Consider the following 13,670-nt stretch of genomic DNA (forward strand, 5'->3'; position numbering starts at 1 on the left):
GTGCTTTCAAACGCCGGGTTCCGGGTGTAACCGGCGACATGCCGTTCCGTCTTCGCGGAACAGATGACAGCGGTGTGGCGGCAAACCAATGGCGAATGTTGCACCTTCTTCTACCAGCACCACGTCATTCTGGCGGTACACCAGGTTCTGACGAATGGCCGGAATTTGGATATGAATCTGTGTTTCGTTACCCAACTGCTCAACCACCTGTACCTCACCGGACAACGTGACCTCAGCCACGTCACTGGGCAGCAGATGTTCAGGACGAATGCCCAGCGACAGATTGCTGCCGACGATCACCTCCGTGCCCTCTACAGGCAGCCAGACCTGCTGACGATTAGGCAGCTCAACCTGCACACGCGTGGGTTCCGCTCCGGTGACTTTGACCGGCAGGAAATTCATTTTGGGGGAGCCGATAAATCCGGCGACAAAGCGGTTAGCAGGGTAGTGATACAGCTCAAGGGGCTTACCGACCTGGGCGATATGTCCGGCGTCGAGCACCACGATCTTGTCGGCCAGCGTCATCGCTTCCACCTGATCGTGCGTCACGTAAATCATGGTGCGCCTGAGGCGCTTATGCAGACGGGAAATCTCGATACGCATCTGAACGCGCAGCGCGGCATCCAGATTAGACAGCGGTTCATCCAGCAGGAACACCGTCGGTTCCGCCACCAGCGTACGACCGATCGCCACGCGCTGCCGCTGCCCACCCGACAGGGCTTTTGGCCGGCGATCCAGCAAATGGGCCAGTTGGAGCACCTCAGAAACCTGGTTGACCCGTTGATTGATTTCGGCTTTTTTTGCCCCGGCCAGCTTCAGGCCGAAAGACATGTTCTCGGCCACCGACAGGTGCGGGTAGAGCGCATAAGACTGAAAGACCATGCCGATGCCGCGCTCTGAGGGCGGCACGTCGTTCATGCGTTTATCGCCGATCTTCAGCTCACCGGAGGTGATGTCCTCAAGGCCGGCAATCATGCGCAGAAGCGTTGACTTGCCGCAGCCGGAAGGCCCGACAAACACCACAAACTCGCCTTCTTTTATCTCCAGGTTGATATCACTGGAAATCACCGTCTTGCCAAACGCTTTGTACACGCTGTTAAGGGAAACGCTCGCCATCCTGAACTCCTGTACTTGACGCCTGCGAGAAAACTCGATGCAACGAAGAGTGAAGGAGTGGTGGGTAAACGTAATCACCCGTAACAAAGTTTTTCATGGCGGAGGCGCAGGGAGGACGGTCACTTCATGGCAACGGCTGAAAGTTCACTGCCCCGCTCAAATTCGTGATCGGGGTAGCAAAAAATGAAGCCACAAACTGAGCCTTCCACCACATAACGTCTGAGAGTGTCGGTGGGATCACACTCTGAGGGCCGGGGGCGTAGAGGGGGGGATGATGAAGGCAGAGCAGGTTGAATCCACACTGGCGCCGTACCCTGTCATTCCTTCTGTGACACGAGCAATACCGACTCCTAACAGGATAAAAAAGGATTGGATTATGACTCTCAGCATCAAGGTTCCTTTCGTTAAAAAAGTCGTTAAACAGACCCTGGCCCTCACCGCGCTCGCGACGCTGGTGCTCTCTTCCTCTGCGTTTGCCAAAATCGAAGAAGGCAGGCTGGTCATCTGGATCAACGGTGACAAGGGCTATAACGGCCTGGCGGAAGTCGGTAAGAAATTTGAAAAAGACACCGGCATTAAAGTCACCGTCGAGCACCCGGATAAGCTGGAAGAAAAATACCCACAGGTGGCCGCGACCGGTGGCGGCCCCGACATCATTTTCTGGGCGCACGATCGCTTCGGCGGTTACGCGCAGTCCGGCCTGCTGGCTGAGATCAGCCCGGACGCGGCCTTTAAAGATAAGATTTTCCCCTTCACCTGGGATGCCGTCACCTTCAACGGCAAGCTGATCGGCTACCCGGTCGCGGTGGAGGCGTTGTCGCTGATTTATAACAAAGACCTGATCAAAGAGGCACCGAAAACCTGGGAAGAGATCCCGGCACTGGACACCTCGCTGCGGGCGAAAGGCAAAAGCGCCATCATGTGGAACCTGCAGGAACCCTACTTCACCTGGCCTGTCATCGCGGCTGACGGCGGGTATGCCTATAAATATGAGAACGGCAAATACAACATCAAAGACACGGGCGTGAACAATGACGGTGCCAAAGCCGGTTTACAGTTCATTATCGACTTAGTGAAAAACAAACACATCAACGCCGACACCGACTACTCCATCGCCGAAGCCGCCTTTAATAAAGGCCAGACCGCCATGACCATCGACGGTCCGTGGGCGTGGTCGAATCTCGACAAGAGTAAAATCAACTATGGCGTTGCCCTCCTGCCCACCTTCCATGGCAAACCGTCTAAGCCGTTCGTCGGCGTGCTGACTGCCGGTATCAATGCCGCCAGCCCGAATAAAGAACTGGCGAAAGAGTTCCTGGAAAACTACCTGATCACCAACGAGGGCCTGAGCGCCGTCAATAAAGACAAACCGCTGGGCGCGGTCGCGCTGAAATCCTATCAGGAACAGTTAGAGAAAGATCCGCGCATCGCCGCCACCATGGCGAACTCGAAAAACGGCGAAATCATGCCAAATATCCCGCAGATGAGTGCGTTCTGGTATGCCGAGCGCAGCGCCATCATTAATGCGGTGAATGGCCGTCAGACCGTTGAGCAGGCGCTGAAGGACGTTGAAACACGCATTACCAAGTAATTAACGTTAACTGACTGATGCCGTTGAGGTCATGAAATAAACGGCAGAGAGCCAACCCGCTCCCTGCCGTTACTACAAGGATAGCCCCTATGCCAGTAGCCCAAACCGGTCTGACCGCTGACAAAAAATGGCCGTTGCGTCAGGTGATAAAATGGCTGGCCATTGGCCTGCTCACCTGCTTAACCGGTTATCTGATCGTGCTGATGTATGCGCAGGGTGAATATCTCTTTGCCGTTCTGGCGCTGATCCTCTCCAGTGCCGGCCTGTACATTTACGGTAACCGCCGCGCGTATTCGTGGCGCTATGTCTATCCTGGCCTGGCCGGGATGGCGTTATTTGTGCTGTTCCCGCTGGTCTGTACTATTGCGATTGCGTTTACTAACTACAGCAGCACTAACCAGCTGACCTTTGAACGTGCGCAGTCGGTACTGATGGGCCGTGAATTCCAGGGCGGTAAAGCACTGAACTTTGCGCTTTATCCGGCAGGCGAACAGTGGCAGCTGGCCCTCACTTACCCTGACAACGGTGAGGTCCTGGTTTCCCCGCCTTTCACCTTTAACGCGTCGGCCCCCCAAACGCTGACCATGACGCCGCAGGCTACCCCCACCGGGGAGAAAGCCGGGCTGCGCGTGGTCACCCAGAACCGTCAGGCGCTCGGCCAGTTAAGCGCCAGATTGCCCGAGGGTGCCACGCTGCGCATGAGTTCACTGCGCCAGTTCTCCGGCACGCAGCCGCTGTATCAGTTGAACAAAGAGAACCAGCAGCTGACCGATGCCCAGTCCGGCGTGGTTTATCAGCCGAACCGCGAGACAGGGTTTTATCAGGCGGTGAACGCCCAGGGAGAATGGCAGGCAGAGAAACTCAGCCCCGGTTTTACCGTTGGCATCGGCTGGGGCAACTTCCTGCGCGTGCTGCACGATGACGGCATCCAGAAGCCGTTCCTTTCTATCTTCGTCTGGACGGTTATTTTTGCGCTGCTCACCGTGGTGCTGACCGTTGCCGTCGGCATGGTGCTGGCCTGTGTGGTGCAGTGGGAGGAGCTGAAAGGCAAAGCGGTGTACCGCATCCTGCTGATCCTGCCCTATGCCGTTCCGGCGTTTATCTCCATTCTGATTTTCAAAGGGCTGTTCAATCAGAGCTTCGGGGAAATCAACCTGATGCTGAATGCGCTGTTTGGCATTAAACCGGCGTGGTTCAGCGATCCCTGGACGGCGAAAAGCATGATCATCATCGTCAACACCTGGCTGGGGTATCCCTACATGATGATCCTGTGTATGGGCCTGCTGAAGGCGATCCCGGACGATCTCTACGAGGCCTCGGCGATGGACGGCGCAACGCCGATGCAGAACTTCTTCCGCATTACGCTGCCGCTGCTGATCAAACCCCTGACGCCGCTGATGATCGCCAGTTTTGCGTTTAACTTTAATAACTTCGTGCTGATCCAACTGCTGACCAACGGCGGGCCGGATATGCTCGGCACCACCACCCCGGCCGGGCACACCGACCTGCTGGTGAGCTACACCTATCGCATCGCCTTTGAGGGCGGCGGCGGGCAGGACTTCGGGCTGGCGGCGGCGATTGCCACGCTGATCTTCCTGCTGGTGGGCGCACTGGCTGTCGTCAACCTGAAAGCATCACGCATGAAATTCGACTAAGGAGTGATAACAATGCCAATGGTAAAACCGAGGTCGCAAAAAGTCAGGCTGCTGGTCACACATCTGTTACTGCTGAGCTTTCTGGCGCTGATCCTGTTCCCGCTGCTGATGGTGTTTACCATCTCGCTGCGCCCGGGCAACTTCGCCACGGGCAGCCTGATCCCGGATCAGGTCTCCTGGGATCACTGGAAGCTGGCGCTGGGGATCACCGTGACGAACAGTGACGGCAGCCTGACGCCGCCGCCGTTCCCGGTGCTGCTGTGGTTATGGAACTCGATCAAGATCGCCGGGATCACCGCCGTGGGAATAGTGGCGCTTTCCACCACCTGCGCCTATGCTTTTGCCCGCATGAAGTTTCGTGGCAAAAGTTCGCTGCTGAAAGGCATGCTGATCTTCCAGATGTTCCCGGCGGTGCTGTCACTGGTGGCGCTCTACGCCCTGTTTGACCGCCTGGGCATTTACATCCCGTTCCTCGGGCTGAACACGCATGGCGGGGTGATCTTCGCCTATATGGGCGGCATCGCCCTGCACGTATGGACGATCAAAGGCTATTTCGAAACCATCGACAGTTCGCTGGAGGAAGCTGCCGCGCTGGACGGTGCCTCGCCGTGGCAGGCGTTTCGCCTGGTGCTGCTGCCGCTGTCGGTGCCGATTCTGGCGGTGGTGTTTATTCTGTCGTTTATTGCCGCCATTACCGAAGTGCCGGTGGCCTCGCTGCTGTTGCGCGATGTGAACAGCTACACGCTGGCGGTGGGAATGCAGCAGTACCTTAACCCGCAGAACTATCTGTGGGGCGACTTCGCCGCTGCCGCTATTCTCTCAGCCATCCCGATTACGGCGGTGTTCCTGATTGCCCAGCGCTGGCTGGTGGGTGGCCTGACGGCGGGTGGGGTGAAGGGTTAGTTTATAGCGATGTTTTTGCGCGTTATCCCGGTAACGGGTGTAGTACTTTTCCCTGTGTCCTGGGCGGCTGAATAAGCCGCCCTTTTTTATGTCAGGTCAGCGAGGGGTTGCTGCTGTGAGTTCTGAACAGCCACGCTACAAGGGCCTCTCGCAAAGGCCGCCCACTGGGGGCTCCCCACCAATATTAATGGCTGACAGACTGGCTTCAGGTCTGAGGCCAGTCTGAGCACGCCGGATCGGCAACAACCGCCTCCCTGCGGGCCTCGGCACGCACCATCCCTGGTGCGTGACGTCCGGCTTACCTCAGACTGGCCCCATCCCCGCAGAACGATTGTTCGCTGTAAGTTTTAAAACAGCAATAACATGACGCTCTCTGCGAATTGGTTTGGATGTTGACCTGGGTTTTGACGTTCAGGCGGCATTCAGCAGCGCTGAGGAAGCACAGCGGGAAAGCGAAACGCCCTTGACGTTGACCTGGACCATCGTGCAGACCTGCGTCACTGGTCGATCGGAACAGAAGACCGGCCACGGATAATGCCCGTGTAGTTTTATAGGAATACCTCAGTGGCCGCCCCCTGATTATGATGGTTTTTACCCAACAAAAAAGGGTTCCCCCACCAGAAGGAACCCTCTTTTTACTGCATTAACCTCAGCTTACCGACACCTTACGCCGCCGTTTATCCAGGTCCTTAATCAGCTTATTCACCTGGTCATCCGCGAACATTTCCTCCAGCGTATGGGAGAGCTTACGCCGCCAGTTCGGATACTCATCGCTGGTGCCCGGTACGTTCACCGGGGTGGACATATCCAGCCAGTCCTCTGGCTGCAAGCCCAGCAGCGCGCTGGCGCTGTCGGCCACATAGCGTTGCAGGCCACGGTTAATCACCGGGGTCATCGCCATCAGCTCCGCATGGCTGCCGGTTTTCTTCGGAATGCAGTCGTAATGATGCAGCCCGTCGAGCAGCCCCTGACGCGCCCGTGCCCGGTCGAGATACAGCTCCTGCAACACGCTCTCGTCGCGATACAGTCCGAGCATTTTCCCGAGCGTCAGATCGTCTGCCTGCCAGTAGCCGCGCAGCGTCGGCAGATCGTGCGTGGTGATGGTGGCCATCGCCTGCACCGGATACGACTGCGGCGCACGGAAGTTGTTCTCTTCATCGCGCTCAAAATAGAGCACCTTGTAGGAGTAAACCCCGCCCTCGCGCAGCTTGCTGACGATCTCCACCGGCACCGTGCCCAGATCTTCGCCGATCACCATACAGCGATGCCGTTGACTCTCCAGCGCGAGGATCGCCAGCAGATCGTCCACCGGATAGTGCACATACGCGCCTTTATCCGCCGTCTCGCCCGCCGGGATCCACCACAGACGCAGCAGCGCCATCACATGATCAATGCGCAGCGCGCCGCAGTGGGTCATATTGGCCCGCAGCAGATCGATAAACGGCTGATAGCCCCGGTTGACCATCACATGCGGGTCCATCGGACGCAGATCCCAGTTCTGCCCCAGCGGCCCAAGGATATCCGGTGGCGCACCCACCGACGCTTTCAGGCAGTACAGTTCGCCGTCGCTCCAGGTTTCAGCGCCTCCGCCCACCACGCCCACCGCCAGATCGCGGTACAGCCCCATCGACATCTGCTGCTGCTGGCTGGTGTGATAGCACTGCGCGAACTGGGTTTCCGCCAGCCACTGGAGCCACAGATAAAACTCCACCTCCTGCGCGTGCTGCTCGCAGAACGCCCGCACCGCCGGGCCGCGGGCGTCATGATACTGTTCCGGCCAGTGGTTCCAGCCCGTAGCGATGCCGTTTTCCTGCACCAGATGTGCGTACAGCGCATCAAAAGCGGCCTGTAACCACAGGCTTTCGCCCCCCTGGCGGGTAAAGTTTGCCAGCGCTTTAACCTGCGCATCCTGCGGCTTACGCCCGAGGAAATGCGCGTACGCCAGGCGCAGGCCTTCCAGCTTCAGCGGCATCACGCCGGCGTAGTCCACCTCGTGGCTGGCACGTGCCGCCGTTAAGCGTTGCTGCGTGTCGGGCAACCGCCACCAGCGCTGTGCCGCCTCGCTCTGCCTGAAATCGTCCACCGCGCTGACGTCGATATAGACAACGTTCAGCCAGCGGCGCGACGACGGGCTGTAAGGGCTGGCCGCCGCCGGGTTGGCCGGATAGAGCGCATGGATCGGGTTCAGCCCGACAAAAGCCCCGCCGCGTTCGGCAATCTTTTTCAGCAGCAGATTGAGGTCGCCAAAATCACCGATGCCCCAGTTACTGTCCGAACGCAGCGTATAAAGCTGCACGCAGGCGCCCCACAGTTTTTTTCCGGCCAGCAAGGCGTCCGGTTCATAGCAGCGCTTCGGGGCAACAATCACCCGGCAATCCCACGTCTGCGCGTCCTGCGTCAGGGTCAGCTGGTGGTAACCCGGCGGGATTTTCCCCGCCAGCGCCAGCGTCATTTTGCCGCTAATCCGGCCGCGCTGGGTGGCCCCACTCTCCAGTTGCAACGTCCAGAGGTATTCACCGTCGCCCTCGACGGGCAGCGCCAGACGCTGGCCCGCGACGAAAACTTTTACTCCCGGCACGGGCGTGGAGGCCTGGCGGCGCTCCCCCGTCCAGCCCATCGCGGTTAACAGCTCGCGTTTGGTTTCCGCGGCAATCGCCTGCTGCTGCCCGTGCGCATTAATAAAGCCGGAGGAGATCCCCGCCTCCCTGGCCGCCTGCTCCAGTGTGTTGTGCTCCATGGGGGCTCCTTAGCGTTTCGCCTGCCAGATACGCTGCTGATAATCGCGGATCGAGCGGTCTGAACTGAACATCCCGACGCGGGCGGTATTGAGGATGGTTTTACGCGTCCACTCATCGCTGTTGCGATACAGGGCATCCACCTTCTGCTGCGCGGCGCAGTAATCCGCGAAATCGGCCAGCACCAGATACGGATCCCCGCCTCCCAGCAGGCTGTCGAGCATCAGGCTGAACGCCTGCTTATCGCCATTGCTGAAGAAGCCGTTTTCCAGCTCTTTCAGGATGCTGTCCAGGTGCTTGTCTTTCTTGCGGATGCTCAGCGGATCGTAGCCACTGGCCTGCAACGCTTTCACCTGATCGACGGTGTTGCCGAAGATAAAGATATTGTCTTCGCCCACCTGTTCGGCGATCTCGACGTTGGCCCCGTCGAGCGTGCCGACGGTCAGCGCGCCATTCAGTGCCAGCTTCATGTTGCCGGTGCCGGAGGCCTCTTTACCTGCAGTTGAGATCTGCTCGGAGACGTCCGCCGCCGGGATCATCAGCTCCGCCACCGAGACACGGTAATCCGGGATAAACACCACTTTCAGACGATCGCCCACCAGCGGATCGTGATTGATCTTCTCTGCCACCTGGTTGATGGCGTAAATAATGTTTTTCGCCAGGTAATAGCCCGGCGCGGCTTTGGCACCAAACAGGAACACGCGCGGTGCCATATCCCTTTGCGGGTTATCGCGCAGCTGGCGGTAGAGCGACAAAATGTGCAGCAGGTTGAGATGCTGACGTTTGTACTCGTGCAGACGTTTGATCTGCACGTCGAAAATCGCTTCCGGGTTAAGCACAATTCCGGTGACCTGCTTCACGTACGCGGCCAGTGTGATTTTGTTATCACGCTTAATCTGCTGATAGCGCTGGCAGAACGCCGCATCATCGGCGAAAGGCTCCAGCCCTTGCAGCGCATCGAGATTATTCACCCATTCGGTTTTCAGCGTGTCATCGATCAGCGCAGAGAGCGCCGGGTTGCACTGCTTTAACCAGCGGCGCGGGGTGATGCCGTTGGTAACGTTGTGGAATTTGTTTGGCCACAGCTGGTGGTACTCCGGGAACAGATCTTTCACCACCAGCTCAGAGTGCAGCGCCGCCACGCCGTTTACCGCAAAGCCGCTGACCACGCACAGGTTGGCCATGCGCACCTGACGGTTCTGGTGCACCGAGAGTTTTTCCCACACCGCTTTGTCGCCCGGCCACTGTTTTTCCACCACTTTCTTAAAGCGGGCATTAATGGCTTTGATCAGCGAGAAGTGGCGCGGCAGCAGGCTGCGTACCAGCTTCTCATCCCAGCACTCCAGCGCTTCCGGCATCAGGGTATGGTTGGTGTAGGCGAAGGTCTTCTGGACGATCGCCCAGGCCGCGTCCCACTCCAGCTGGTGCTCGTCGAGCAGGATACGCAGCAGCTCCGGGATGGCGATAGTCGGGTGGGTGTCGTTCAGCTGGATCACCTCATAGTCGGGCAGATCCTGAATAGCGCGCCCGAGGAAGTGATGACGGCGCAGAATGTCGGCGACCGAACAGGCACACTGGAAATACTGCTGCATCAGGCGCAGCCGTTTTCCGGCATCGTGGTTGTCATTCGGATACAGCACTTTCGTCAGCTTCGCGGCATCGATACCTTTCTGCTCCGCCTTCAGGAACGCGCCGTCGTTAAACAGCGTCAGATCGAACGGATGCACGTCGGTGGCCTGCCACAGACGCAGCGGCTGGGTGACGCCATTTTGATACCCCACCACCGGCAGATCCCAGGCTTCACCGCGCAGCGTAAACGCGGGCTGCCACTGCTCTGCGCCCTGCGCGTTCTTCACCAGTTTGCCGCCGAAGGCGACATCGACTGACAGCGCGCTGTTGTGGCTGAACCACGGATAGCTTTCGCGATGCCAGTTGTCCGGTGCTTCCTGCTGCTGGCCCTCTTTAAAGGACTGGCGGAACAGACCGTACTGATAATTCAGGCCATAGCCCGTAGCGGGCTGCCCGACGGTGGCCATCGAGTCAAGGAAACAGGCCGCCAGACGCCCCAGCCCGCCGTTGCCCAGCGCCGGATCGGTCTCCTGCTCCAGCACATCGGCCAGCTCAACGCCCTGCTCTTTCAGCGCCTGGCTGACCGTGTCATACCAGCCCAGGTTGATCAGGTTGTTGGCGGTCAGACGGCCAATCAGAAATTCCATCGAAATGTAGTTCACATGGCGCTGCGGCTGCCGGGTCGCTGTGGGTGCAGGCTGTGCGTTCAGTTGTTCTGATAACGCCGCACTGGTCGCCTGCCACCACTGGTGGGGCGTCATATCCTGCGCCTGCTGCAAACCGAACCCCTGCCACTGGCGTTTTAGCGCAGCGATAAACTGTGTTTTATCTAACGTCACCTGCATCACATGCCTCTTTATTCGGGAATCTGTAGGAAAGTAGAGTGTTAGAGCCTATCCCAGTAGGCGTCATTGTCGCGGCCAGTTTGGACATGGACAGCGCGGAAAAACCGGAGCGTACACGCAGTACGTGAGGATTTTGAGCACTGCCCAGGGCCAAAATGGCAAGTAAAATAGCCTAATGGGATAAGCTCTTATATCCCTATGCTGAAGCCTTCTACGACGTGCAACATCCTCCCGCCAGCGATTAGACGGGGAGGAGCACCGGGGCGTAGCCGGAGGGGATGCAGGGTCAGGGGGAGTGGTGCAAAATTTGTCTTTAGAAGTGTGATGCAGAGCAAGTTAACAGCATGTAAATACGTAACATTGTTGCATTCGATGTTTCAAAGGAGGACTTTAGAAAAAGTGATTAATTACACGCTGCGAAATAATTATTACGCCCTCTGACTACCGTCAAAAGAATCGAAAAAAATGCTGATCCCATCAAAATTGAGCCGCCCGGTGCGGCAGCAAAATACCGTGGTGCGCGACCGACTGCTGAACCGGCTGTCGGCAGCGCCGCATTATCGTCTGACTCTGGTCGGCAGCCCGGCGGGGTATGGCAAAACCACGCTGGTCGCGCACTGGGCGGCGGGTAAGAGCGATCTGGGCTGGTATTCTCTTGATGAAAGCGACAACCTGCCGGAGCGTTTTGCCAGCTATCTGATTGCCGCCATCCAGCAGGCCTGCGGCGGCCATTGCGGCAAAAGTGAGGCGCTGAGCCTGAAGCATCAGTACGCCAGTCTGCCGGCGCTGTTCGCCCAGCTGTTCGTCGAGCTCTCCGACTGGCATCGCCCGCTGTTGCTGGTGATCGATGATTATCATCTGATCACCAACGATGCGATCCATGAAGGGATGCGTTTCTTTTTACGTCATCAGCCGGAGAATCTCTCGCTGGTGGTGCTTTCGCGCACCCTGCCGCCGCTGGGGATCGCCAACCTGCGCGTGCGTGAACAGCTGCTTGAACTGAATGCCACCCATCTGGCCTTTACGCACCCTGAAACGCAGCAATTTTTCGATAACCGCCTTAACGATCCCATCGACCAGGCCGACAGCAGCCGTCTGTGTGATGACGTCGCGGGCTGGGCCACCGCCTTACAGCTGATTGCCCTCTCGGCGCGCCAGTCCAGCACGCCTTCACGACAATCGACTCAGCAGTCTGCCCGTAAGCTGGCAGGGCTGAACGCCAGCCACCTTTCCGACTATCTGGTGGATGAGGTGCTGGACCGCGTCGATGCCCCGACCCGTGATTTCCTGCTGCGCTGCTCGTTGCTGCGCTCGATGAACGATGCCCTGATTGTGCGCCTGGCCGGGGGGGATAATGGCCAGCAGCGTCTGGAAGAGTTAGAGCGTCAGGGCCTGTTTATTCACCGCATGGATGACAGCGGCGAGTGGTTCAGCTTCCATCCCCTGTTCGCCACCTTCCTGCGTCAGCGCTGCCAGTGGGAACTGGCGAGTGAGCTGCCCGCCATTCACCGTGCGGCCGCCGAAGGCTGGCTGGCGCAGGGGTTCCCGGCGGAGGCAATCCACCACGCGCTGGGTGCCGATGACATCGATATGCTGCGCGATATTATGCTGCAACACGCCTGGTCACTGTTTAATCAGAGCGAGCTGGCGCTGCTGGAAGAGTGCCTGGCCGCCCTGCCTTATGACCGTCTGATCCAGAGCCCCAGGCTGGTGCTGTTGCAGGCCTGGCTGGCGCAGAGCCAGCACCGCTACGCCGAGGTCGATACCCTGCTGGCGCAGGCGGAAAGCGAGATGCAGAAGCGCGATATCGTGATGGATCAGGACCTGAACGCGGAGTTCAATGCGCTGCGTGCGCAGGTCGCCATCAATGACGGACGCCAGGATGAGGCAGAACAGCTGGCCGCCGAGGCGCTGCGTTTTCTGCCGTATGAGAGCTTTTACAGCCGGATTGTCGCCACCTCCGTCACCGGGGAGATCCAGCACTGCAAAGGCGACCTGGCCCGCGCCCTGCCGCTGATGCAGCAGACGGAACAAATTGCCCGCCGTCACGAAGCCTATCACTACGCGCTGTGGGCGCTGATACAGCAGAGCGAGATCCTCATCGCTCAGGGCTTTTTGCAGGCCGCGTTTGAGATGCAGGATCGCGCGTTCGAACTGGTGCGCGAACAGCATCTTGAACAGCTGCCGATGCACGAGTTTTTACTGCGTCTGCGATCGCAGCTGTTGTGGTCGTGGTCCCGCCTGGACGATGCCGAAGATGCCGCACGTCAGGGGCTGGAGATATTGACCAACTTCCATCCCCAGCAGCAGTTGCAGTGCCTGGCCATGCTGGCGAAGTGCTCGCTGGCACGCGGTCAGCTGGATAATGCCCATCATCATTTACAACGCTGCGAGGCGCTGCTGAAAACCGGCCAGTATCATATCGACTGGCTGACCAACACCGATAAGCCGCGTGTCACTTACTGGCAGATGGTGGGCGATAAAGCCGCCGCACGCCAGTGGCTGCAACAGGCGCGTAAACCCGATATGGCCGATAACCATTTTCAGCAGGGCCAGTGGCGCAATATCGCCCGCGTGCAGATCCTGCTGGAGAAGTTTGATGAAGCCGAAGTGGTGCTGGATGAGCTGAATCAGAATGCGCGCCAGCTGCGCCTGACCAGCGACCTGAACCGCAATCTGCTGCTGAGCAACCTGCTTTACTGGCACACGGGCCGCAAAGGGGAAGCGCAGCATGCCCTGATTGAAGCGCTGGGGCTGGCGAACCGCACCGGGTTTATCAGCCACTTTGTGATTGAAGGGGAGATGATGGCGCAGCAGCTGCGTCAGTTGATCCAGCTTAACCTGCTGCCCGACCTGGAGCAGCGCCGGGCGCAGCTGATTTTACGCGAGATTAACCAGCATCATCGCCATAAGTTTGCGCATTTCGACGAAGGTTTTGTCAATAAACTGCTGACGCATCCGCAGGTGCCAGAGCTGATCCGCACCAGCCCGCTCACCCAGCGTGAATGGCAGGTGCTGGGGTTGATTTACTCCGGCTACAGCAACGATCAGATAGCCGGGGAGCTGGACGTGGCCTCCACTACCATCAAAACCCATATCCGTAATCTGTATCAGAAGCTGGGCGTGGCGCACCGTCAGGAAGCCGTGCAGCAGGCACAGCATCTGTTGCAGGTGATGGGGTACGGGGCGTAAGGGCCCCGGAAATGCTTTTACTGGCTGCCTGTTCAGCGACCGGTCCGGTACTGGCTACCTGTTC

7 protein-coding genes are annotated in these 13,670 nt (G+C 58.6%); 4 read left to right on the plus strand and 3 right to left on the minus strand.

The window, feature by feature from the left end:
- Window positions 1-6 precede the first annotated feature (6 nt).
- Window positions 7-1,116: a maltose/maltodextrin ABC transporter ATP-binding protein MalK gene (gene malK, locus HHI26_RS08230; protein WP_133843925.1), complete on the minus strand. Its 1,110-nt coding sequence runs from the start codon at window positions 1,114-1,116 to the stop codon at window positions 7-9.
- A 376-nt stretch (window positions 1,117-1,492) separates the two neighbouring features.
- Between malK and malE the strand changes: the two genes are divergently transcribed.
- The 3 genes from malE (at window position 1,493) to malG (ending at window position 5,265) form a co-directional block, all read left to right on the plus strand.
- Entirely contained in the window at window positions 1,493-2,707 is a 1,215-nt protein-coding gene (gene malE / locus HHI26_RS08235) for a maltose/maltodextrin ABC transporter substrate-binding protein MalE (RefSeq protein WP_159337342.1), read from the plus strand.
- A gap of 89 nt (window positions 2,708-2,796) precedes the next feature.
- Entirely contained in the window at window positions 2,797-4,362 is a 1,566-nt protein-coding gene (gene malF / locus HHI26_RS08240; RefSeq protein WP_171148888.1) for a maltose ABC transporter permease MalF, read from the plus strand.
- 12 nt (window positions 4,363-4,374) lie between these two features.
- Window positions 4,375-5,265, plus strand: a complete 891-nt coding sequence (gene malG / locus HHI26_RS08245; RefSeq protein ID WP_159337340.1) for a maltose ABC transporter permease MalG — start codon at window positions 4,375-4,377, stop codon at window positions 5,263-5,265.
- A 649-nt stretch (window positions 5,266-5,914) separates the two neighbouring features.
- On the opposite strand, the gene malQ is transcribed toward malG, so the two are convergent.
- Together malQ and malP are read right to left on the minus strand one after the other, a co-directional pair.
- Window positions 5,915-8,002: a 4-alpha-glucanotransferase gene (malQ, locus tag HHI26_RS08250; RefSeq protein WP_171148889.1), complete on the minus strand. Its 2,088-nt coding sequence runs from the start codon at window positions 8,000-8,002 to the stop codon at window positions 5,915-5,917.
- Window positions 8,003-8,011: 9 nt separating this feature from the next.
- Window positions 8,012-10,414, minus strand: coding sequence for a maltodextrin phosphorylase (gene malP / locus HHI26_RS08255; protein ID WP_171148890.1), 2,403 nt, complete (start codon window positions 10,412-10,414; stop codon window positions 8,012-8,014).
- Between the two features lie 465 nt (window positions 10,415-10,879).
- Between malP and malT the strand changes: the two genes are divergently transcribed.
- Window positions 10,880-13,606, plus strand: a complete 2,727-nt coding sequence (gene malT / locus HHI26_RS08260; protein WP_171148891.1) for an HTH-type transcriptional regulator MalT — start codon at window positions 10,880-10,882, stop codon at window positions 13,604-13,606.
- The last annotated feature ends 64 nt before the right edge of the window (window positions 13,607-13,670 follow it).

The sequence above is a fragment of the Erwinia sp. JH02 genome, assembly GCF_013074405.1.
Lineage (GTDB): Bacteria > Pseudomonadota > Gammaproteobacteria > Enterobacterales > Enterobacteriaceae > Erwinia > Erwinia rhapontici.

Bases quoted from the DNA above. Each gene is read 5' to 3' on its own strand.
- malQ (WP_171148889.1), bottom strand. From the start codon at position 8,002: ATGGAGCACAACACACTGGAGCAGGCGGCCAGGGAGGCGGGGATCTCC.
- malE (WP_159337342.1), top strand. From the start codon at position 1,493: ATGACTCTCAGCATCAAGGTTCCTTTCGTTAAAAAAGTCGTTAAACAG.
- malG (WP_159337340.1), top strand. From the start codon at position 4,375: ATGCCAATGGTAAAACCGAGGTCGCAAAAAGTCAGGCTGCTGGTCACA.
- malP (WP_171148890.1), bottom strand. From the start codon at position 10,414: ATGCAGGTGACGTTAGATAAAACACAGTTTATCGCTGCGCTAAAACGC.
- malT (WP_171148891.1), top strand. From the start codon at position 10,880: ATGCTGATCCCATCAAAATTGAGCCGCCCGGTGCGGCAGCAAAATACC.
- malF (WP_171148888.1), top strand. From the start codon at position 2,797: ATGCCAGTAGCCCAAACCGGTCTGACCGCTGACAAAAAATGGCCGTTG.
- malK (WP_133843925.1), bottom strand. From the start codon at position 1,116: ATGGCGAGCGTTTCCCTTAACAGCGTGTACAAAGCGTTTGGCAAGACG.